Source organism: Tahibacter harae, from assembly GCF_024437735.1.
Lineage (GTDB): Bacteria > Pseudomonadota > Gammaproteobacteria > Xanthomonadales > Rhodanobacteraceae > Tahibacter > Tahibacter harae.
Genome location: NZ_JANFQO010000002.1, coordinates 143,821 through 166,310, shown reverse-complemented (window position 1 = coordinate 166,310; position 22,490 = coordinate 143,821). Strand labels below are relative to the sequence as shown.

Annotated in this window: 11 protein-coding genes; 6 read left to right on the top strand and 5 right to left on the bottom strand. The window is 70.7% G+C overall.

Going from position 1 to position 22,490, the window contains the following annotated elements; genetic code table 11:
- Nucleotides 1-75: 75 nt before the first annotated feature.
- On the top strand, nucleotides 76-4,434 hold the full coding sequence (locus tag NM961_RS02470) for a DEAD/DEAH box helicase (RefSeq protein ID WP_255911312.1): 4,359 nt from the start codon (nucleotides 76-78) through the stop codon (nucleotides 4,432-4,434).
- 126 nt (nucleotides 4,435-4,560) lie between these two features.
- On the opposite strand, the gene NM961_RS02465 is transcribed toward NM961_RS02470, so the two are convergent.
- Both NM961_RS02465 and NM961_RS02460 read right to left on the bottom strand, forming a co-directional pair.
- Nucleotides 4,561-5,625 (bottom strand): DUF5694 domain-containing protein, encoded by a 1,065-nt coding sequence (locus NM961_RS02465; protein WP_255910899.1) that lies wholly within the window; start codon nucleotides 5,623-5,625, stop codon nucleotides 4,561-4,563.
- A 155-nt stretch (nucleotides 5,626-5,780) separates the two neighbouring features.
- A complete protein-coding gene (locus NM961_RS02460) occupies nucleotides 5,781-6,569 on the bottom strand; it encodes a crotonase/enoyl-CoA hydratase family protein (RefSeq protein WP_255910897.1) in 789 nt (262 codons plus the stop codon).
- Between the two features lie 103 nt (nucleotides 6,570-6,672).
- Here NM961_RS02460 and NM961_RS02455 point away from each other — a divergent pair, with 103 nt between their 5' ends.
- Both NM961_RS02455 and NM961_RS02450 read left to right on the top strand, forming a co-directional pair.
- Nucleotides 6,673-7,461 (top strand): hypothetical protein, encoded by a 789-nt coding sequence (locus tag NM961_RS02455; protein ID WP_255910895.1) that lies wholly within the window; start codon nucleotides 6,673-6,675, stop codon nucleotides 7,459-7,461.
- 185 nt (nucleotides 7,462-7,646) lie between these two features.
- Nucleotides 7,647-8,570 (top strand): GAF domain-containing protein, encoded by a 924-nt coding sequence (locus NM961_RS02450; RefSeq protein WP_255910892.1) that lies wholly within the window; start codon nucleotides 7,647-7,649, stop codon nucleotides 8,568-8,570.
- A gap of 83 nt (nucleotides 8,571-8,653) precedes the next feature.
- On the opposite strand, the gene NM961_RS02445 is transcribed toward NM961_RS02450, so the two are convergent.
- Nucleotides 8,654-9,085, bottom strand: a complete 432-nt coding sequence (locus NM961_RS02445; protein WP_255910889.1) for a DUF3592 domain-containing protein — start codon at nucleotides 9,083-9,085, stop codon at nucleotides 8,654-8,656.
- A gap of 284 nt (nucleotides 9,086-9,369) precedes the next feature.
- Here NM961_RS02445 and NM961_RS02440 point away from each other — a divergent pair, with 284 nt between their 5' ends.
- The 3 genes from NM961_RS02440 (at nucleotide 9,370) to NM961_RS02430 (ending at nucleotide 18,912) form a co-directional block, all read left to right on the top strand.
- Complete coding sequence (locus tag NM961_RS02440; protein ID WP_255910886.1) at nucleotides 9,370-10,242, top strand: hypothetical protein; 873 nt, start codon at nucleotides 9,370-9,372, stop codon at nucleotides 10,240-10,242.
- Between the two features lie 179 nt (nucleotides 10,243-10,421).
- On the top strand, nucleotides 10,422-10,955 hold the full coding sequence (locus NM961_RS02435; protein ID WP_255910883.1) for a hypothetical protein: 534 nt from the start codon (nucleotides 10,422-10,424) through the stop codon (nucleotides 10,953-10,955).
- A gap of 106 nt (nucleotides 10,956-11,061) precedes the next feature.
- Nucleotides 11,062-18,912, top strand: a complete 7,851-nt coding sequence (locus tag NM961_RS02430) for a DUF7933 domain-containing protein (RefSeq protein ID WP_255910880.1) — start codon at nucleotides 11,062-11,064, stop codon at nucleotides 18,910-18,912.
- 101 nt (nucleotides 18,913-19,013) lie between these two features.
- Here the strand turns inward: NM961_RS02430 and NM961_RS02425 are convergent, their stop codons facing one another.
- Both NM961_RS02425 and NM961_RS02420 read right to left on the bottom strand, forming a co-directional pair.
- Nucleotides 19,014-20,291 (bottom strand): hypothetical protein, encoded by a 1,278-nt coding sequence (locus NM961_RS02425; RefSeq protein ID WP_255910877.1) that lies wholly within the window; start codon nucleotides 20,289-20,291, stop codon nucleotides 19,014-19,016.
- Nucleotides 20,292-20,725: 434 nt separating this feature from the next.
- Entirely contained in the window at nucleotides 20,726-22,228 is a 1,503-nt protein-coding gene (locus NM961_RS02420) for an alpha/beta fold hydrolase (protein ID WP_255910874.1), read from the bottom strand.
- Nucleotides 22,229-22,490 lie beyond the last annotated feature (262 nt).

The window sequence follows — 22,490 nt, the reverse complement described above, 5'->3', positions numbered from 1 at the left end:
ATGGAAATCCACCGGCGCAGCCCCATATGCCATCGTCCATACCTTGCCGCGGCCGCCGTGCCGCCCGTCGATTCCATGCCCCTGGCGCATTTCCATCCTGCCGTCGCCCGCTGGTTCGAGCGCACGTTTCCCGGCCCCACGCCGGCGCAGATTGCGGCCTGGCCGCAGATCCGCGCCGGCCGCCATACCCTGGTCGCCGCGCCCACCGGTTCCGGCAAGACCCTGACCGCGTTTCTCGCCGCGCTGGACGACCTGGTGCGGCGCGGCCTGGCGCAGGGCGGGCTGCCGGACGAGACTGCGGTGGTCTATGTCTCGCCGCTCAAGGCTCTGTCCAACGACATACGCCTCAACCTGGAAGCGCCGCTGGCCGGCATCCGCGAGGAACTGGCCGCGCTGGGCCTGCCCGACGTGGAAATCCGCAGCGCCGTGCGCACCGGCGACACGCCCGGCGCCGAGCGGCAGAAAGTTTTCCGCAAGCCGCCGCATATCCTCGTCACCACGCCGGAATCGCTGTACGTGCTGCTGGGTTCGGAATCCGGCCGCAGTCTGCTGTCCGGCGTGCGCAGCGTGATCGTGGACGAGATCCACGCCGTGGCCGCGAGCAAGCGCGGCAGTCATCTGGCGCTGTCGCTGGAGCGGCTGCAGGCGCTGTGCGCGCAGCCGCTGGTGCGCATCGGCCTTTCCGCCACGCAGAAACCCATCGCCGCGGTGGCGCGCTTCCTGGTCGGCGGCAGCGGCGATGCGTCGACCGTACCGGCCGATTGCGCCGTCGTCGACATAGGCTACGGCAAGCAGCGCGACCTCGCGCTGGAACTGCCGCCCACGCCGCTGGGCGCGGTGATGTCCAACGATCAGTGGGAGCAGGTCTACGACCGTGTCGCCGAACTGGTTCGCGCGCATGCGACCACCCTGGTGTTCGTCAACACCCGGCGCATGGCCGAGCGCGCCGCGCGTCATCTCGGCGAGCGCCTGGGCAAGGACGCCGTCGCCGCACACCATGGCAGCCTCGCGCGCGAGGCGCGCCTGGAGGCGGAGCAGCGCCTCAAGCGCGGCGAGTTGCGCGTGCTGGTCGCCACGGCCTCGCTGGAGCTGGGCCTGGACATCGGCGATGTGAACCTGGTCTGCCAGCTCGGCACGCCGCGTTCCATCGCCGCCTTCCTGCAGCGCGCGGGCCGCTCCGGGCACGCCGTCGGCGGTGTGCCCAAGGCGCGCCTGTTCCCGCAATCGCGCGATGAACTGGTCGAATGCGCCGCCTTGCTCGACTGCGTGCGCCGCGGCGAACTGGATGCGCTGCGCATCCCCGTCGCACCGCTGGATGTGCTCGCGCAGCAGCTGGTGGCCGAGACCGCCAGCCGCGACTGGGACGAGGACGAACTCTACGCGCTGGTGCGCCGCGCCGCGCCGTATGCGCAGCTCAGCCGCGCCGACTACAACGCCGTGGTGCGCATGCTGGCCGAGGGCTACAGCACCCGCCGCGGCGCCCGCGCCGGCTATGTGCACCGCGATGCCGTGCACCGCCGCCTGCGCGAGCGCAAGGGCGCGCGCATGACGGCGCTGATGTCCGGCGGCACCATTCCCGATACCGGCGACTACGCCGTGATCCTGGAACCCGAAGCCCACACCATAGGCACGGTCAACGAAGACTTCGCCATCGAGAGCCTGTCCGGCGATGTGTTCCAGCTCGGCAACGCGAGTTACCGCATCCTGCGGGTGGAACCGGGCCGGGTGCGCGTGGAAGACGCCAAAGGCGCGCCGCCGAATATCCCGTTCTGGCTGGGCGAGGCGCCGGGCCGCAGCGACGAACTTTCCCTGGGCGTGGCGCGCCTGCGCGAAGACGTGGCCGCGGCCCTGGCCGAAGGCGGCAGCGATGCCGCGCTGCGCTGGCTGACGCAGGAAGCCGGCCTGGACGAGGAAGCCGCGCGCCAGATCGTCGATTACCTGGGCAAGGCCGTGGCCGCGCTGGGCGCGCTGCCGACCCAGTCGCGCATCGTGCTGGAACGCTTCTTCGATGAATCCGGCGGCACCCAGCTGGTGATCCATTCGCCCTACGGCAGCCGCCTCAACCGCGCCTGGGGCCTGGCCCTGCGCAAGCGCTTCTGCCGCCAGTTCAATTTCGAGCTGCAGGCGGCCGCGACCGAGGACGCGATCATTCTTTCGCTCTCGACCAGCCACAGCTTTCCGCTGATCGAGGTGTCGCACTATCTGCATTCGGCCACCGCGCGCGATGTGCTGATACAGGCCTTGCTGGATGCGCCGCTGTTCGGCGTGCGCTGGCGCTGGAACGCGACCACCGCGCTCGCGTTGCCGCGCTTCGTCGGCGGCCGCAAGGTGCCGCCGCAATTGCAGCGCATGAAGTCCGAGGACCTGCTGGCCACGGTGTTCCCGGACCAGGTGGCCTGCCTGGAGAACATCGTCGGCGAGCGCGAGATTCCCGATCATCCGCTGGTCGCCCAGACCCTGGACGACTGCCTGCACGAAGCCATGGACACCGAAGGCTGGCTGGCCCTGCTGCGCCGGCTGGAGCAGGGCGCCGTCGACGTGATCGCGCGCGATCTGCCGCTGCCGTCGCCGCTGGCGGCCGAGGTAATCAACGCGCGGCCTTATGCCTTCCTCGACGATGCGCCGCTGGAGGAACGCCGCACCCAGGCGGTGCAGAGCCGTCTGTACCGCGAAGCCGAATCCGCCGATGAACTGGGCCAGCTCGATGCGGCTGCGATCGCCCTGGTGCGCGCGGAAGCCTGGCCGCAGCCGCGCAATCCGGACGAGATGCACGAGGCCCTGGTCTGCACCGGCCTGGTCACTGTCGTTGAAGCACAGGCCAACCCCGGCTGGGACGAATGGCTGCGTGCGCTGGCCGCGGACGGCCGTGCGACGCGGCTGGGTGCGGCGGAGCCGAAGGCTGCACCGCAGTTCTGGCTCGCCACCGAACAGCTGCCGCTGCTGCGCACGCTGTATCCGGACGCGGCCTGCGCGCCCGAAGTCGAGGTGCCGGAGGAATACGCCCAGGCCGAATGGTCGCGCGAGACCGCGCTGCGCGAGCTGCTGCGCGCGCGCCTGACCTGCCTGGGACCGACGCCGGCGGACGCGCTGGCGCAATCGCTGGGCTTGCCGGCGGCGGAAATCGAAGTGGCCCTGCTCGCCCTGCAGAACGAGGGCTATGTGCTGCAGGGCCGTTTCAGCCCTGGCGCAGCCGGACTGGAATGGTGCGAACGCCATCTGCTGGCGCGCATCCACCGCTACACCATCCAGCAGCTGCGGCGCGAGATCGAACCGGTTTCGCCGCGCGATTTCCAGCGCTTCCTGTTCGACTGGCAGCGCCTGAGCGAAGGCGAACGCGCGCGCGGCCCGGAAGCCCTGGCCAGCGTGCTCGGCCAGCTCGAAGGCTTCGAGGCGCCGGCTGCGGCCTGGGAAGCGGAACTGCTGCCGGCGCGCGTGCGCGACTATTCCATCACCTGGCTGGACGAACTCTGCACCGCCGGCCGCACCCTGTGGACACGGCTGCGGCCCAGCGCCGGCGACGGAGGCGGGCGCGGCAATCCGTCGCTGCGCGCCACGCCCATACTGCTGCTGCCGCGGCGCAATGTGGCGCTGTGGGCGCGCCTGGCGCCGCGCAGCGAGGATGCGCCGGAGCTGAGTTCGCGCGCGCAGCGCGTGGCCGACTATCTCGCGGCCCACGGTGCCTCGTTCTTCGACGAGATCAGCGACGGCGCGCGCCTGCTGCGTACCGAGCTGGAAGACGCCCTGGCCGAACTGGTGGTACGCGGCCGCGCCCACTGCGACAGCTTCGGCGGACTGCGCGCACTGCTGGTGCCGGCCTCCAAGCGCGATGGCACCGGTTCGCGCCAGCGCCGGCGCAAGCCGGCGCTGTTCGGCATCCAGGACGCCGGCCGCTGGGCGCCGCTGCGCACACCGCCGCCCGCCGACGCGACGCAGGCGGAAGAACGCGAACACGTTGCGCGCGTGCTGCTGCGCCGCTATGGCGTCGTCTGCTGGCGCCTGCTCGAACGCGAAGCCGCCTGGCTGCCGCCCTGGCGCGAGCTGGTGCGCGTCTACCAGCGCCTGGAAGCGCGCGGCGAGATCCGCGGCGGCCGTTTCATCACCGGCATTCCCGGCGAACAGTTCGCCCTGCCCGACGCCATCGCCGCGCTGCGCCGCGTACGCCGCGAGGGCAGGGAAGACCAGTGGATCGCCGTGGCCGCGACCGATCCGGCCAACCTGCTCGGGAGTGTGCTGCCCGGCGACAAGGTTGCGCGCATTCCCGGCCAGCGCGTGCTTTACCGCGACGGACTGCCGGTGGCCGCGCTGATCGCTGGCGAGCCGGTGTTGCTGGAACCGCTGGCGCCCGAGGACGAATACAAGGCGCAGCGGCTGCTGCGCGGACTGGCGCCGGCGCCGGCAGAAGCGCTGGCCGCACAGCGGCAGCCCTTGCATTGATGCGCCGCCGCGGGCGGGCGGCGAAACCGGCAGCATGCGTCCGCCGCGGGTCGCCGTAGGGCCTTGCCCTGAGGCAGGGCCACGGGCGGCGCGATGGGGCGGCGGGGATGCACGCCGCGGCGCGCATCATTTCAGCGTTTCCACCGCATCGACCACATCCACGCCCTGCATCTGGCCGAGCAGGCCGTCGAACCAGGGCTTGTGCGAGCTGCCGACGATCGACAGCACGCGGCCGCCGGGCTTGTTGCCGAAAGCCACGCGGATATTCGCCACCATGCGCAGATTGCGTGCCTCCCAGCCGGAGACGTAGAGGCGGCCGTAGCGCTGCGGCGACGCTTCGCTCACCGCGGCGCCGAAGTCGCTTTCGATGGCGATGCGCTGCACTTCGGGCCGGTTGATGTAGCGGTACAGCGCGAGCAGGTCGCCGGACCTGGTCAGTTCTTCCTGGCGGGCGCGGACTTCCCTTGCCTTGCCGGCGGCGGCATCCCAGGCGCCCTGGACGGCGGCGCCGAAGGCTTTGATGTCGTCGATGGCGATGTTGTCGCCCGTGTGGTCGTCAACGTTGTAGACGCGCTGCAGGCCAAGACGCGCCGCCAGCCGTGCGCCCACGCTGTAGCTTTCGTTGTTGCTGGCGCCGAGCTTTTCCAGCCGCGCCACCAGTGCCGTATCCAGGCCGTCGCCGGTGCGGCGTTCGCCGTCGGCAAGCTGCAGCCATTGCACCAGGGCCGAGGGATGCTCGCCCGCGGCCAGGAACTGCGCCGCCAGCTGCCGGCGCTGCGCCGGCGTGGGCCTGGCCGGCCATTCGCGCAGGGTCTTGTGGAACGCGGCGATGGCCGTCGGCACGTCCAGACCCGTCGCGGCTTTCGCCGGCGCGGTATCGACGCAGTATTGCTCCACGTCGGCCGGCGCATACACCGTGGGATGGCGCGCCATCAGGTCGCATTGCTCGCCGCCCAGGCTTTCGACGGTGATGATGTCGGGCTTGAACGCCGCGAGCCGGTCGAGCACGGGTTCCAGCTGCCTGGGCGCAATAGGCTGCTTGATCTGCGAGAGGTGTGTGGAACCCAGCACCAGCACCTGGGTGCGCGGCCCGGCCAGTTGCTTGTCCAGCACCGGCAGCGGCTGCTGCGCCTGCGCGCTCAAAGCGCACAGTGCCAGGGAAAGTCCAACTACCGCGTAGCGCCGATTCATGCCGTTTTCCTTGTCGCCGGGGAAGAAGGCCATGTGGATGCGGCTGGCTTGCGCAGCGTTTAAAGGCCGGGATCGGGGATGCGACCGCGGCGGGCGGAGTTTTCCGTTCCCGCATCTCGCTCCCGGATCTCAGATCCCGCATATCGAATCCCGGCTCAATCAAACTCGCGCGGCAGAAACGGCGTGTCCGGCGCCTTGGCGCGCTGGCGGGCGATGGCGGCGTTGCGTCCGCGCAGCAGGCGCAATTGCCAAGTTTTTTCCAGGCGCAGGGCGTGCTGCGGGTTGTGCTGCATGGCGTCGAGCACGCGCTTGGCGGCCAGCACGGCATCGGGAGAGCGTGCAGTGATTTCCTCGGCCAGGATCAGCGCGGCGGCGAGCGGATCGTCGGCGAGGTGGGTGACCAGGCCCAGCGGCTGGGCTTCCTCGCCGCGCAGGAGGCGTGCGGTGAAGGTCAGTTCCTTGGCCGCGTCCGCGCGCAGCAGGCCGCGCAGGCTGCGGCTCAGGCCCATGTCGGGCACCAGGCCCCAGCGTGCTTCCATCACCGACAGCTGGCAGTCCGGCGTGGCGTAGCGGATATCCGCGGCCAGCGCGAGCTGCAGGCCGGCGCCGAAGCAGTGGCCGTGCAGCGCGGCGAGCACCGGCACGGGCAGCTCCTGCCAGATCAGGAATGCCTGCTGGAACAGGCTGCGGCCAGGCTTGAGCAATTGCCAGGCGGCCCAGAGACGCTGGCGCGGATCGGCCAGGTCGGCCAGATCGATGCCGGAGCAGAACGATTCGCCCGCACCGCACAGCACCACCGCACGCAGGCGGCGTTCGCGCCGCAGCGCCTTCGCCGCGGCATGCAGTTCGCGCAGCAGCTGGAAGCTGACCGCATTGCGCTTTTCCGGCCGGTTCAGCCGCACTACGGCGATCTCGCCGCGGCGTTCGATGTCGAGTATGCCCATGCGGCGACCCTAGCATTTCCTGCCGCGCCTATCGACGCGGCCGGCGTCTTGCGCGCGGGCGCGGCAGCGTCGAGGATGCGGCTTTCTTTTTCGGGCCTGGCGCATGACACCGAACTCCGTACCCCACCGCGCCGGCGGCGCACGCGGCAATGCCGCAGGCCTGCTGCGCCGCGGCATTGCGCTGGCTCTGCTGGTCGGCACAGCCGTGTCCGCGGCGCCGCAGAAACCCGCACAGGATGCGCCGCGGGCGCCGGAAGCGGCCGATGCCGCCGGCTCGGCCTCGCTGGCCGGTGTCATCCACGACCAGGACGCGCCGCCGGCCGATCCCGCTGCCGAGGCCACCTATCGTCTGCCGGGATTGCTGCGGGCGGACAGTTCGCTGGAAGAACTGCGCCAGCGCTTCGGCAAGGCCAATGTCAGCGCGGAAACGCTGGACGGCGCGGAAGGCGAGACCTCCCGCGGCATCGTACTGTTCGGCACCGACCCGGCGCGCCGGGCCGAGATCTTCGTGCAGGACGAAACCACGCTGCGCGGCATCGCGACCGTCCGCGTGCGCGGCAGCCAGTCGCGCTGGCGCCTGGACAACGGCGTGCACCTGGGCATGAGTCTGGCCGAGCTGGTCGCGGCCAACGGCAAGCCGGTCAGCTTCAGCGGGCTGGACTGGGACTACGGCGGCGGCATCCGCGACTGGCACCAGGGCCGGCTCGCGCCGCGTGAAGGCGACACGGTGTTCCGCGCCGTCACGCTGACCCATGGCGATGCAGTCGATGACGGCGCCATTCCGCTGGGCGACGGCGAATTCCGCAGCGACGACAAGCGCTATCCGCGCCAGGGCAGGCTACTGTCGGTGGGCGAGCTGCTGGTGTCGTTTCCGCAGCCGGATGCGCAATGAAGCCGCGGCGGCGGCCTTGCGATCGCCGATCACGGGAAGGGCAGCGGCCGCGCCGCCGGAGCCGCGGCCGGGCCGGAGCGGCCCCGGGGCCTGCGGCGCAGGGTTTCATCGCAGTCGGTTGACACAGCCTGCGGGAGGATAGCGCCGGTTTTTTTGGCCGTCTCCTCCCCTGACAAGGACATCCCATGGCTGAACCGATGGACGAAGCTACCCGCCAGCGCGTGCTCGACACTTACCGCATCGTCGACAGCCTGCCCGAAGCCGCTTACCGCGACATTGTGGAATTGGCCTCGACCTTGTGCGACACGCCGATCGCCCTGGTTTCCCTGGTCGACCGCGACCGCCAATGGTTCAAGGCCAGCCGCGGCCTGGAAACCACCGGCACGCGCCGCGACGAGGCCTTCTGCAATCACGCCATCGAGGCGCCGGCGCAGCTGATGGAAGTACCGGATGCGCGCCGCGACAGCCGCTTCCAGGCTAATCCCCTGGTGACCGGCGACCTGTCGCTGCGCTTCTATGCCGGCATGCCGCTGGTGGCCGAAGGCGGCGCGGCGATAGGCACGGTCTGCGTGCTGGACAAGCAGCCGCGGGAGCTGGACGCGCGCCAGCGCGCCGGCCTGGAGGCCCTGGCGCGGCTGACCATGACGCTGATCGAAGCGCGCCAGCACGAACAGCAGCTGGAGCGCGCCGTGCTGTTCGCGGAAGCGGCGAAAGCGGAAACCGGCGCCGCTCCGGCCGCCGGCGGCCGGTATTCGGTCGTGATCCTGCAGATACAGGACCTGGCCGGCCATGCGCTGCGCCTGGGCGAGCGCACGCTGGAACGGCAGCTGCAGGAACTGGAGCGCCAGCTGCAGGCCGCGCTGGCACCGCACAGCGGCGACAGCATCAACCGTACCAGCCTGAGTCCCGACTTCATCGCCGTGCTGCACGGTGCCGCCGCGCCGGCCACGGAACAGGCCTTGCGTGGCATTGTCGGGGAATTTACCGCGCGCAGCGGGATCGAGGTGCGGAGCGGCAGTGCCGAGGCAGCCGGCGCGACGGAACGCATAGAGCAGGTCTTCCTGCGCGCGGACGAGGCGCTGACCCGGGCCAAGGACGCGGCGGCCTGACGCGGAATCCGTGTCCGCCGCGGCGCCGGCGGCGATGCCGCCCGCGCGCCCGCGGCGGCGCATTCCGCCGCGCGGCTTGCACTTCAGCGCCGGAGCAGGCGCAGCAGGCCGAAGGCCGCGTAGCCCAGCGCCATCGCGCCGAGTGTCACCAGCAGCCAGCTGCCGCCTTCGTACTCTTCGCCGGCAATGCGGATCACGGCCGGCGCGTCCGGCAGATAGCGCACCTGCAGCGGCCGGCCGGCGTGGAAGGCGTCCAGCGCCGTAGCCGAGATCGGCGCCTTGGCCGTGATGATGCGGCCGTCCGGTGCGGCGTAGGTGATGTCGGCGCGGAAGGTGACGTGGTCGCCGCTGCGCTTGATCTTCTTGCCGTTCTCCACCGCCTGCACCGGCGCGGGCAATCCGCGCTGCTCGACCTGACGGCTTTCGTCGTAGAGCAGGGCGGAATGGCCCAGGGCGAGCAGGGCGATCAGCAGGGCCAGGGCCGGCAACAGCAGCGAGCGGACGGCGCTGGCCATGGCATGGGCTCCGGGCCTGGGGAGGCCAGTCTAGCAATGTGGCCATGCGGCGGGGGCGGCGTTGCCGCGGCGGCCGTGGCGCGGTGGCGGCGATGTCCGTGGCATTTATTGATTTGTATATCTCGTGCCTGGCGGCCGCTGGCGGCAATCCGGTCCGGGTCCGGCGCCCGGCGGATTCCGGCAATCCCGGCACTGGAACGCCGCGGCGCGCTGCAATGACTTTTGTCACTTATTGGTGTTGTAGGTCACTAGCACACTAAAGCTCCCAACGAGAGGAGTACCGCATGAAGACGAGGCTGCTTTCCCTGACCCTGCTTGCCGCCGCCCTGACGGGGCCTGGGGCCGTGCTCGCAGCGCCGGCTACGGCCGCGGCCACCGTCGCCGCCAGCCAAAGCGCGCCGGATCCTGCCATCGAAATCAAGCAGTTGGCACAGCTTTTCCGTGCGGGCGACGTATCCGGTCTGGCCCAGGCGCTGACGCCGCGCTCGCGCTGGGAGGCGGCCCGGGCCGCCTTCGAGACCCAGCGCCACAAGCCGACCAGCGCCGAGGACCGCGCCCGCTTCGCCGAGAAAATGCAGCGCCTGACCGCACCTGATGCGGTCGACCAGATCATGGCCAAGCTGGAGCCGGAGATGGCCAAGGCCCGCCCGCAGCTGCCCGGCATGCTGCTGATGGGCTTCGGCGCGCTGCAGGTGGCGATCAATTCGCCGGAAACCGAACTCACCGAGGCCCAGCGCCAGTCCCTGCGCAGCGCTATGCCGGCAGTGCAGCAGTGGGCCGCGACCACCGACTTCCTCAGCGCCGCGACCGCGCGCCGCGCGCTGACCACGCTGACCGACGCCGTGCGCCGTACCGGCATCACCGATATCGACCAGCTCAAGGCCCTGCCGCTGGAAGGTGTGCTGGAACGCACCGGCCCGCTGCTGGCCGCGGCCAAGGACGCCGCGCGCAACTACGGCCTGGACCTGGACGCCGTGGCCGATTCGCTCCGCGTCGATGTGCTGGAACGCGGCCAGACCACCGCCCGCGTGCGCACCACCGTCACCGTCTTCGGTGCGCCGGTCTGGGCCGAGCATGACCTGGTGCTGGTCGAGGGCCACTGGTACGGCAAGCAGGTGCACCTGGAACTGGACGATGTGACCGGCCTGGAAGGCTGAGCGGAGCGCGTGACGGCCGCCGCTGCGCTGGCGGCGGCGGCCTGGGGATTTGTCCACTTTCGCCGCAATGCGATTTGGCGGCGGAAGTCCGGGACGGGCCGGGCGGGAAGCCGGCGAGGCGCCGGCGGCTGGCATGGAATGCCGGCTGTGCGGCCCGGCCGGGCGTTGCCGGCATACCGATGCCGGACTTGCACCCAGGCGGCATCGCGCAACCCGCGCGAATCGGCCGCCTGCGGATCCGTGAAATCCGCGGCAGCACGGCTGCGACGCTGGCTGAGTTTGCCATTCCGGAAAGCCCGGGGCCGGGTGGCGCGCTGCCATCGCCGTCGCACTGCCGCCGGGGCAGTGCCGGCCGCGGAAACTCGTTGTCAGTACCGCAAAATCCCGATACCGTCCTCACTGTCCGTACGCACAAAAACGGGGTCCGTCCCGGGGCGGATTTCACGGACGCGCTGCGATCGCAAACGTCTGCGTTGGAAGTCAGCCATGAGGCAGTTTCTCGGTATGACGTTGAAGACCACCCTGTCGGCTTCGTTGCGGCGATGTTGCAGGCTGCCGCGTCAGCGGGAATGACCGCGCGCTCAGTCATGCACAGTGCATTCACCGCACTGGAACGGTTCGTCTTTTCGGTCGATGGCGAAACCTGCGCGACCGCCGCTACCGGGCGCCGCTTTCGACACATCGGTATCCCGCGCGTATTCCTTGGCTCCTGAAGCAACGCGCTGTTCGCGCGACGGCGTTATGGAATCGAGGTACATTTATCGCATTCTTGCCTTTGATCGTGCCCGGCCTTCAGGATCACTGTCTCGAGGAATGCTCATGGACAGTTGGAAAGCACTCGTCAAGTACGTCGCCGTGACCATCGGCCTCGCGATGGGGGTTTGCCCGGGGGCGCAGGCCGCGCTCACGGCTACGCCGATCACGTGGAACATTATCGGACTCGACAGCAACAGTCCGGCGGCGGGGCCGCGGAATTTTCCCGTCGGGGCGCACATCTGCAGCAACGTGGCTACAACGAACGTCGCCGTGGCCTTCGTATGGGATTCCGCAAACGCGAACATCAACCTGCGGCCGGGTTCGCAATCAAGCCTGGTGATACCTTCCATCGCTGCCGGCACCTGCCAGGACGCCTATTTTGAAGCCGAGGTAACCCAGACCGCTGCCGCCTACGGCACTACCCGCCGCTACCACATCACCGCGACCGACGGCAGCGGTACCGCCTCGACGCCGCTGCCGCGCGAGCTGTTCGTCGAACGCCTGATCTCGCAGAACCGCAATGCCATCACCAATGTCCGCTACGGCCCGACGCCGGCCAGCCTGACCGCCGTTCCCGCGGGCGGCGCGCTCAATCTGGTGGTCGGCAATACTTATACGATCGAACTTTCCGGCGGCACGGCGACCCAGGGCTACGAACAGTTCGAAGCCTTCATCAATTTCTCCAACACGATCTTCCAGATCCTGTCGGTCAGCACGACCTATTCCGCGAACACGTCGATTTACGTGACGTCGCCCAGCGACAAGCTCTACGCCGATGCGTGCCTCTGGCAGAACGATCCGAACAGCCCGAACTACCGGTCCTGCGCCGGCGTGACGGGGAAGACCGGCGGCGCGAACGTCGTCACGACCTACACGGTACGGATCCTCGGCGGCGGCGGCACGGCGCAGACGCTCAACACGCTGCTCTACGATTTCTCCGGGTCGAGTTTCCACTACAACGCCGACTACGCCGTCGGCGCGCGCATCGCCAACATCATTGATCCCGGCGCGGCCACGATCGCCAAGAGCTTCAGCCCCAATCCGAGCAGCCTGAACGGCGTGGCGGCGCTGAGCTTTACCCTGGGCAACCCGAATGCAGCGCCGGTCGGCGGCTACAGCGTCGTGGACAACCTGCCGGTCGGGCTGGTCGTGCGTTCGCCCAGCGGCGTCACGACCGCGGGCTGCGGTGCGCCGACCGTCACCGCGCCGCCCGGCGGCTCGACCATCACCATCGCCGATGCAGCGGTCGCCGCGAACAGCAGCTGCGTGATCAAGGTCGACGTCACGCCGACGACGACGGGCACGCTCGTCAACACGACGAATCCGCTGTTCGTCGGCGGCGTCGACACCGGCAAGACCGCGACGGCGACACTCACCGTCAACAGCGCTCCGCCACCGGGTACCGGGCTGTGCGGTCTGACCCTGGCGAGCTGGAATTTTCCGACCGGCATGAGCACTACAGCGCCGCTGCCGACGGTCTCCAATGTAACCGCCGCGGCTGCGGCCGGCGCCGGCGTGGTGCCGGTCTTCAGCAGCGGCGACAACACGATCACGCCGGCGGGAACCGGGTCCTGGGGGTCCAATGGCGCGGTGGCGGTAGGAACCCCGCTGGCGACGACGAACAACGATTACTTCGAGTTCGCGCTGAATACGACCGGCATTTCCGCCGTCTACCTGCGGTTCGACGCGCTGTTCAAGACGCCGAACGGCCCGCGCGGCCTGGCTGTCTACTACGGCACGACGAATACGCGCCCTGAAACCGGCACCTCCGTCTTCAACAATGCGACCGCGCTGTCGACGCAGAATGTCTGGAGCGCGTTCGGCGCGGGCAACAGCATCGCCTTTACATCCGGGCTCAACGCTGGCGGCAACACCTATTTCCGCATCTACGGCTTCAACTCCGGCAATACCAACAGCGGCTCCGACATCAACCTCGACAACGTGCTGTTCACGGGCTGCGGCAGTCCGGTGCAGCCGACCCTGGCCAAGGCGTTCGTGCCGGCGGCGGTTGCGGTCAACGGCGTCTCCACGCTGACCTTCACGCTTGCGAACACGAACGCGGCTGCGCTCAGCGGCGCGGCATTCGCCGATACGCTGCCGGCCGGCGTGCAGGTCGCGGCGGTTCCGGCGGCCGCGACGACCTGCGGCGGCACCTGGGCTCCGGCCGCGGGCGCGACCACGCTGAACTTCAGCGGCGGCGTCATTCCGGCCGGCAGCTCGTGCACGGTCAGCGTCAATACGGCCGTGACCACGGCCGGCCCCAAGACCAATGTCGGCGGCTTCCTCTCGACGACCGAGGGCGGCACGAACACCGGCAGCGTGCCGGTTGCCTCGGTCACCGGCGTACTGCCGCCGGCGATCGCGAAACAGTTCGCGCCGAATCCGATTCTCGCCGGCGGCAGTGCGATCCTGACGTTCACGATCACGAATCCGAACCAGAACGCCGCGCTCGCAGGTATTGCGTTCAGCGACACCTATCCGGCGAATCTCGTCAACGCGGCGACGCCCGGCGTGGTCAACGGCTGCGGCGGTTCGTTCACTGCCGCGGCCGGAGGCAGCGGCTTCAGTCTGAGCGGCGGAACCCTGGCCGGCGGTGCGAGCTGCACCGTCAGCGTGGCCGTGACCTCGAACACGCCCGGCAACTACGCCAACGTCAGCGGCAACGTCTCGCATCTCATCAACGCACAGACGGTCAACGGCAACACCGCGTCGGCGACGCTCGGCGTCACCCCGCCGCATCCGTCGATCGGTCTGCTCAAGCAGATCGGCCCGGCCGCGGCCGGGCCGTGGGCGGACTACATCGCCGTCACGACGGGCGCGCCGGTGTACTACCGGTTCACGGTCGAGAACACCGGCGATGTGCCGCTGACGCCGGTCAGCCTGGCCGACGGCAGGCTGAATGTGTCGGCCTGCAATACGGCGTTTACCGGCCTGACCCTGCCGGTAGCGGTCGCCGCAAACGACAACCATATCGTCACCTGCGTGGTCGGCCCCGTTGCGGCGACCACCGGCGAGCACACCAACGTCGCGCGCGCCAGCGGCAGCTATGCGGCGACCCCGTACACGTCGCCCGATTCGAACGCGGTCTACGGCACTACGGGCCTGAGCATCGTCAAGACGGCGGCGCAGGCCTTCTTCCGCGCGGCCGGCGATACGCTCGACTACAGCTATACCGTGACCAACACCGGCGCGGCGGTGCTCAGCGGCCCGGTGACCGTCGCCGACGACCGCACGCCGGTCACCTGTCCGGCACTCACGACGGTGGGCGATCTCGATGCGTTCTTCGATCCGGGCGAAGTCATCGTCTGCAGCGCGAGCTACAGCGTGGTCGCGGCCGACGTGACTGCGCGCGTCGTCACCAACACGGCCTCCGCCGCTGCCGGCGGCGCGGCCTCGCCGCCGGCAAGCGTCAGCGTGCCGCTCGCGCCCGACCTCAGCGTGGCCAAGAGCAACGATGTCGGCGGCGCAGTCGCGCTTGGCGGTACGTTCAACTGGACGCTCGCCGCGACCAATGCCGCCAGCGCCGGCAGCGCCGCGTTTTCGAGCGGCCAGGTACTGCTTGTCGACGACCTGCCGATCGCCGGCGCGAGCTATGCGGCGGCGCCGACGGCGACAACCACGGGCGGCACCAGCGGCACGATCAACTGCGCGCTCGCGGCCGGCACCGTCACCTGCACGGCGGCCGGCGCCGTCGTGCTGCCGCCGGGCGGCGGTTTCTCGCTCGCGATCGCGACGACGGCGACAGCGCCCGGCCCGCTGGCGAATCCGCGCAGCGGCGGCGCCTGCAGTGTGGATTCCGGCAACGTGCTGCCGGAGATCAGCGACGCCAACAATGCGTGCCCGCCGAACGCGGTTACCGTGCTGGCGGCGCCGCTGCTCGCGGTCGACAAAGTTGCCAATGCCGCCAATTTCACTGCCGGGGGCAGCGGCGGCTACACGCTGACCGTCGCCAATACCGGCGCCGTCGCGAGCAGCGGCACGATCACCGTGACCGACGTGCTGCCCGCGGGCCTGAGCGTTGCCAACGGGCCGGTTGCGCCGACCGGCGCGAATGCGGCGGACTGGTCGTGCACGGCCGCGTCCAACACGATCACCTGCACCAGCAGCGTCGCGATCGGCGCGGCGGGCAGCAGCGTGTTCGGTTTCAGCGTCGCGGTCGCTGCGGACGCGCCGTCCAGCGTGACCAATCCGGCAAGCCTCCGCGGCGGCGGCGATCCGGCCTGCACGGTCGCCACGCCCTGCGCCGATCCAACCCCGCCGACCACGCCCGTTCTCCGCGCGACGAGCCTGGCCATCAGCAAGAGCGACGGTTCGACGACTTATACGCCGGGCGGCACGGCGACCTATGCGCTGGTCGTCACCAATGCCGGCCCGTCGACCGCGGCCGCGGTGAACGTCACCGACACCTTGCCGGCCGGCGTCACCCTGTCGGGCACGCCGACCTGCATCGTGACCGGCACGGCCAGCTGCGGCACGGTCAGCGGCGCGGTGGGGACGGGCAGCTTCAGCGCGAGCGGCGCGACCCTCGCGCCGGGCGCGGGCCATTCGCTGAGCTATCTGCTGCCGGTGGCGTTCGCGGCGAACCTGGCCGCGGATCCGCTCGTGAATAGCGCGGAAACGTCGGATTCCGCCGATCCGGACAGCCCGCATGCGGCCACCGACAGTAACGCGCGCCTCGCGCAGACCGCGCTGACCCTGAGCAAGGACGACGGCCAGGCCATCTACACGCCGGGCGGTACGGCGACGTATCTGCTGACGGTCGGCAACTCAGGTCCTGGCGACGCCACCGGCGTGAGCCTTGCCGACACCTTGCCGGCCGGCGTCACGTTGACTGCCGCGCCGGGCTGTACCGCGACCGGCGGCGCGAGCTGCGGATCGGTCACGGGAGCAGCCGGCGGTTCGGCCTTCTCGGTCAGCGGCGCGAGTCTCGCCGCCGGCGCGGGCAACAGCCTCGTCTATTCGCTGCCGGTGCAGTTCGCCTCGGGCATGACCACGAATCCGCTCGTGAACAGCGCGAGCGTGAATGGTCCCGATCTGGCGGCGCCGGTGAGCGCGAGCGACAGCGACACCCTGCTTGGCGTGACCGGCCTCACGCTGGCCAAGACCGACGGCAGTCCGACCTATACGCCGGGCGGCAGCGCGGTCTACACGCTCGTGCTCGATAACGCCGGGCCGTCGGATGCGAACGCGGTCACCGTCACCGATACCTTGCCGGCGGGCGTCACGCTCGCGGGTTCGCCATCGTGCACGGCCGCCGGCACCGCCTTCTGCGGCAGCCTGAGCGGCAGCGCGGGCGGTTCGACCGTCAGCGTCAGCGGCGCGACGCTGGCCGCCGGCGCGGGCAACCGCCTGACGTACTCGCTGCCGGTGCAGTTCGCGGCGGATCTGCTGACGAGCCCGCTCGTGAACACGGCAACGGCGAACGATCCGGCTGCGCCGTCGCCGAGCACCGCCAGCGACAGCGATACGCGCAGCGCGCTGACCGATCTCGTACTGGCCAAGACCGACGGCAGCGCGAACTACACACCGGGCACGACGGCCACCTACGTGCTGACGCTGACCAACAATGGACCGAGCGACGCGACGGCCGTCGCGATTGCCGACACCCTGCCGGCCGGCGTCACGCTGTCGGCGCCGCCGAGCTGCACGGCCAACGGCAATGCGGCCTGCGGCAGCGTCAGCGGCACGGCCGGCGGCAGCAGTGCCGGCCTTGCCGGCGCGACACTCGGTGCGCAGGCAGGCGACAGTCTCGTGCTGTCGCTGCCGGTGAGCTTCGCTGCGGATCTCAGCGTGAATCCGCTCATCAACACGGCGACGGCGGACGACAGTGCCGATCCGGACGGCGCCCAGGCGCAGGACAGCGATGCGCTGGCGGCCCTGTCCGGCCTCAGCCTCACCAAGGATGACGGCGCGGCGAGCTACGTACCGGGCGGCACGGCGACCTATCTCGTCGTGGTCAGGAACGCCGGGCCGTCGAACGCGAACGCGCTGACGCTTGCCGATCCGCTGCCCGCCGGCGTCACGCTCACGGCGACACCGACCTGCATCGCGGTCGGCAGCGCGGCCTGCGGCGCGATCACCGGCGGCGCCGGTGGTACGAGCTTCGGCGTCAGCGGCGCGAGCCTGGCCGCGGGGCCCGGCAATGAACTGCGCTACAGCGTGCCCGTCGCGTTCGCGCCGGATCTCCTCGCCGACCCGCTGGCGAACGCGGTGACGGTCAGCGATCCGACCGACCCGACACCCGCCACGGCGACGGACAGCAACGTGCGCGCCGCGCAGGTCGCACTGGGCGTGAGCAAGACCGACGGCAGCCTCAGCTACACGCCGGGCGGCGGTGCGACCTATACCGTCGTCGTGTCCAACGACGGTCCCAGCGACGCGCTGGACACCCGCGTGAGCGACAACCTGCCGCCGGGCGTGACCTTGAGCGGCGCGCCGGGCTGCGTCGCGGCCGGCGCGGCGAACTGCGGTACGGTGAGCGGCAGCGCCGGCGGTTCGGCGTTCTCGGCGGTCGGCGCGCGCGTGCCGGCCGGTGCCGGCAATACGCTGACGATCACCCTGCCGGTCAGCTTTGCGCCTGGCCTCACGACCGATCCGCTGGTGAACACGGCAGCCGCGAGCGATCCCGGCGACGCCGACGGCGCCGCTGCGAGCGACAGCGACGTGCTGCTCGCGAGCGCGGGCCTCACCCTGACCAAGGACGACGGTGCCGCGACTTATGTGCCGGGCGGCACGGCGACGTATGTGCTGACGCTGACCAACGCGGGCCCGTCCAATGCGAACGCCGTCAGCCTGACCGACAACCTGCCGGCCGGCGTCACGCTGACTGGCGTGCCGGCCTGTCTGCCGGTCGGCACGGCGACCTGCGGCACGATCACGGGCAGCGCAGGCGGCGGCGCCTTCAGCGTGGCCGGCGCAACCCTGCCGGCCGGGCCGCCGAACGGGCTGACCTACAGCCTGCCGGTCGCGTACTCGGCAGGACTGACCGCCGATCCGCTCGTGAACACGGCGATCGCGACCGATCCGTCGGATCCCACCCCCGCCGTCGGCAGCGACAGCAACGTGCGCGCCGGCGGCAGCGTGGTGTTGCAGGTGACCAAGACCGACGGCAGCGCGGCCTACACGCCGGGCGGCACCGCGACCTACGTCATCACCGTCACCAATGCGGGCAGCGGCAACGCGGCCGATGTCAGCGTCGCCGACACCTTGCCGGCCGGCGTCGTGCTGACCGGGCTGGTGAGCTGCACGCCGTCCGGCAGCGCCAATTGCGGCACCGTGACGAGTACGGTCGGCGGAGGCAGTTTCAGCGCGAGCAGCGCGAGCATCGCCGCCGGCGCGGGGAACCAGCTGCAGTTCAGCGTGCCGGTGCAGTTCGCGCCGGATTTGACCGCCGATCCGCTCGTCAACACGGCCACCGCGAGCGATCCGGATGCGGCCGGCGGCGCGAACGGCAGCGACAGCGACACGCGCGGCGCGCTCGCCGATCTGTCCATCGTCAAGACCGGTCCGCCGACCATCGCGGGCGGCGCGCCGATGAGCTACACGCTGCTCATCACGAACACCGGGCCCAGCGCGGCGGACGGCGCGGCGTATCACGACGCCTTGCCGGCCGGCATCACCGGCGTGACGGCAACCTGCGGCAGCCCGACCGGCGGCGCGAGCTGCACGGCGCCGGCGGTGACGGGCTCGGACATCGCCGGCTACGTCGTCGACGGCACGGTGAGCGTGCTGCCGCCGGGCGGCACAGTCACTGTGACGATCGACGGCAATGCGCCGGCCGGTCCCACCCAGATGCTGGCGAATACCGCGAGCGTCGCGCCGCCCAACGGCACCGGCGATCCGACGCCGAACAACAACACGAGCACTGCGACCACGACAACGCCGGTGCAATTGCAGCGGTTCGAGATTGACTGACGGCGCCAGCACCCGGTGGTCGCGGCGCCCGCCCGGGCTGAACATCCTGGCCCGGGCGGGCGCCGGAGCGGCCGGCTGGCCTCACGCCTGCGCGGGCAAGATCACCGCGGCGCGCGGAACGGATTGCGCTGCAAGGCCGCCAGCGCCGCCCAGGCGGTGGCGCCCAGGTGCGGCCGGCGATAGTAGTAGGCGTCGGCCGAGGTGCTGGCGGGACCTATGGCCAGCCCGGTCGTGATGCGCGGTTCGCGCGTGGCGTAGACGTAACCGCCGGGACTGAACTGCCTGGCGACTTCGCTGAGGCAGCGCTGTGCCGCGGCGGGTTCGCCGGCGATGCGGTAGGCCAGGGCGGCCTGGGCCGTGCCTTCCAGCCATTCGCCGTCGCGGTCGTCGTTGAAATCGAAGCCGGCGCCGACCGCATGCACCCGTTCGGCGTAGCGCAGGGCGCGGCGCCAGTTTTTCGGCGCGCCGGGCAGCATCTGCGCCCACCATTGCACGTCCAGCGCGGAGGTGACGTAGTTCGGCGTGCGGCCGTCGGGCTGGGTGCCGATCAGGAAACGGCCGCCGGCTTCGTCCCACTGACGGTCGAGAAAGCGGCGCGCGTGCGCGGCGTGTCCCTGCCAGTCGCCGGCCAGCCTGGCATCGGCGAGCCAGCTGAACACGGCGACCAGGTCGATGGCGTGTTCGCTGGATTTCCAGCCCAGCTTCACCGGCGCGGCATCGAAGCCGTCCACGCCGCCGCTGAAACCGCCGCCGGCGTCCGGGTCGCGGGTATTGGCCACGATCCAGCTGGCGAGCTTGCCGGCGGCGTCGCGCCAGCGTGCGTCGCGGGTTGCGTCGTGCAGGGCAAGCAGGGCGAGTGCGCTCCAGGCGGCATTGCCCGTAGCCGTGCCGGACTGGTAGGCATCTTCGACCCAGCGGTTCTGCGCTGCGTCCCACCAGCCGTTGGGCAGCACTTTGTCGCCCACGGCGCCGGCGCGATAGGTATTGCGCAGCCGCGTATCCAGCAGCGCCGCGCGCTCCAGCGCGGTGCCCAGGCGCAGTGCCTGGTCGCGGTGCCCGCAGGCGAGCAGGGCGATGACGGCCAGCGCGTTGTCGTAGGTGAATGCGGCCGTGCGCAGGGCCGGCAGATCGATCTCCGCGGCGCCGCCGACCTCGTCGTAGCTGCGCAGCAGCAAGGGCGCGCTGCCTGGAACCGCGTCGACCCGGCTTTTCATGGCCTTGCAGGCTTGTGCGGCCACCGTGGCGGCGACGGCATCGGGCGTTGCGGTGGGTTTGTCCGGCGCCGCGGCGGCGGGCAGGGCGGTACCAAGGCAGAGCACCGCCGCGAAAGCGACGAGCCCGCCGCAAAGGCCGCGGCGCGCGCGGCGGGGAGTGTTCAATGACGGTTGCGCGCGGACCTGGCGCGGGGCCCGGGGACCGGGCGCAGGACCTGTCTGCGCGCCGGCAACCGGCCCGCGCAAGGCCTGCGCCGCCCTCTGGTCGAACCCGATAGCTGAGATGTCGTCCATGACGCGCTCCGCAAACTGGGCCGGTATCACACCGCACTCGGTCTTCGGACACAACTGACAAGGCGGACGGGAGCACAGCACCCGCCGGCGCGCGCGGATCGGCAGAAGCGCGCCGCGTGGCCGGCGCGAATGTGCGGCGTGTTGCTATGCAGACGCGTCAGGCGGATCGCATGGCCCGGCTGCGCCGGTGAAGCGTGACTGCGCGAAACCTCGGCCTGATGCTGCGAATCCGCCGGCTCGGCTGCCGCAAGCCGTCCGTCTGCCGCGGTCGGCCGGCGGGCGCGTCCGTGACTGCCGCGCGTAGATCAGCCCGCCGGCGTGCCCGCGGCCGCTTCGGCCTGGAGTTTGAACGCTGGCCGCGGCGTCGCCGGGCAGTCGTCGGCGATGCCCTGCACCGAGCCCTGGCGCAGCAGCTGGCCATAGCGCTCGCCGATGCAGTCGCTCCAGCCGCTGTGGCCCTGGCCGCGCAGCCGCAGCTCTACATGGTTGGCATAGCCCGGTGCGGCCTGCGCAGCCAGTCTGGCCGGCGTGGCGGGATCGAAGTCGCCGGAGACCAGCAGGGTAGGCACCGGCGTGCGCAGGGGCTGGTGATAGCCGGCCGGCACGCGATAGCGCGGCCATTGCGCACAGGCCGCCTGCTGGCTGCGCACGCGGCCGTCGCCGAACGGGGTGGGCGTGACGCGGGCGCGGATCTCGGCCTCGCGCAGGAAGGCCACGTCTTCGCTGCAGGTGATGGTGAAGAACAGGCCCATGCTCAGTTGCTCATCCATCATGCGCGTGAAATCAAAGAGGCCGTCGACAAACGGCTGCCAGTTTCCCGCATGCGCCTGATGCAACACCCAGGGCACCGTGGCAGCGTTCTCGGTCGAATACAGCAGCCCGCGCAGGCGCTCGGCGAAGCGCCCGCGGCTCAGTGTGACTTTCTCCGTGGAGCCCGGCGCCGTCACCACGACGCTGCCGCTGTCCAGCCGCTCCAGCAAGGCAGCGAACTCCTCGCGCAGTGCCGGAAACGCCGCGTGGCAGGCTGCGTCGGCGGCGCAGGCGTCGAAGGTGGCCTGCAATGCGGCTTCCGCCGCGCTGGAAAATTCCATCAGCACATTCGCGTCGATTGGCGCCATGCTGACCAGGAAGGCCGTGCGCGCGGACCTGGGATATTCGCGCAGGTAGATCTGCGCCGAGCGCGTGCCGTAGGAAAAGCCGAACAGATTGAGCGAGGAATAACCCAGCGCGACACGGACCGCTTCCAGATCCCGGGCGAAATGGCGCAGCGAGTACTGCGCGAGATCGGCCTTGGCCGTGAGCGTGCGCAGGCAGCGCCGGACCGCCGCCGGCGGAAAGATATCGCGCAGATTCGCCGCCGGGTCGGCCGTATCCAGCAGCGGACAGGCCAGCGGCGCGGAAGCGCCGGTGCCGCGCTGGTCGACCAGCAGCAGGTCGCGGTGTTCGTTGATAGCGGCCAGGATCTCGCTCACGAAGTCCGCGTCCTGCGTCGCCGCCTGGCCCGGCCCGCCGCTGAGGAAGACCACGGGATCCGGCAGGCTCTTGCCGCTGCGCGCCGGGATGACGACGATTTTCAGCGCCAGCCGGCGCCCTTCGGGCCTGGCTGGATTCTCCGCCACCTCCAGCGTGCCGCAGCGCGCCGGCGCGGCGACCTTGGGCAGGGTGCAGGGAGTCAGCGGCAGCGCCGGAGCGGGGGGCGGGTCACCCGCGGCGGCGAGGCCGTCCGGCACGGACAGCGCGGCGCAGGCAAGGACGGCATAGAGCGCGGAATACGGCAACCAACGACAGCGGCGGGCGGCGGGGAACATGGGCACCTCGGCAGCGGGGCGGATGCCGCAGGATGGCCTTGTCCACTTCGATAAAAATGTGCCGGTCGTCGGGGGCGGCGGGCCGGCGGCCGTGGCCGGGAGCCTTGCGTGCCGGGCGCTTGCGTCCGGTTGCGTACGCCTGCGGGTTCAGCGCGCGCCTCGGGGCGCGGCGCGCTTGTCGCAGCCGATGCCAGGCGCCGGCGCGGCCGCTTCAGTGCAGCGGCCGCGCCGGCGGCGAAACCGCCCGCAAGCGGTACGCAGG

Excerpts from the sequence above, each read along its gene's own strand:
- NM961_RS02430 (WP_255910880.1), top strand. The coding sequence starts at position 11,062 with ATGGACAGTTGGAAAGCACTCGTCAAGTACGTCGCCGTGACCATCGGC.
- NM961_RS02435 (WP_255910883.1), top strand. The coding sequence starts at position 10,422 with ATGCCGGACTTGCACCCAGGCGGCATCGCGCAACCCGCGCGAATCGGC.
- NM961_RS02470 (WP_255911312.1), top strand. The coding sequence starts at position 76 with ATGCCCCTGGCGCATTTCCATCCTGCCGTCGCCCGCTGGTTCGAGCGC.
- NM961_RS02460 (WP_255910897.1), bottom strand. The coding sequence starts at position 6,569 with ATGGGCATACTCGACATCGAACGCCGCGGCGAGATCGCCGTAGTGCGG.
- NM961_RS02420 (WP_255910874.1), bottom strand. The coding sequence starts at position 22,228 with ATGTTCCCCGCCGCCCGCCGCTGTCGTTGGTTGCCGTATTCCGCGCTC.
- NM961_RS02440 (WP_255910886.1), top strand. The coding sequence starts at position 9,370 with ATGAAGACGAGGCTGCTTTCCCTGACCCTGCTTGCCGCCGCCCTGACG.
- NM961_RS02465 (WP_255910899.1), bottom strand. The coding sequence starts at position 5,625 with ATGAATCGGCGCTACGCGGTAGTTGGACTTTCCCTGGCACTGTGCGCT.
- NM961_RS02455 (WP_255910895.1), top strand. The coding sequence starts at position 6,673 with ATGACACCGAACTCCGTACCCCACCGCGCCGGCGGCGCACGCGGCAAT.
- NM961_RS02445 (WP_255910889.1), bottom strand. The coding sequence starts at position 9,085 with ATGGCCAGCGCCGTCCGCTCGCTGCTGTTGCCGGCCCTGGCCCTGCTG.
- NM961_RS02450 (WP_255910892.1), top strand. The coding sequence starts at position 7,647 with ATGGCTGAACCGATGGACGAAGCTACCCGCCAGCGCGTGCTCGACACT.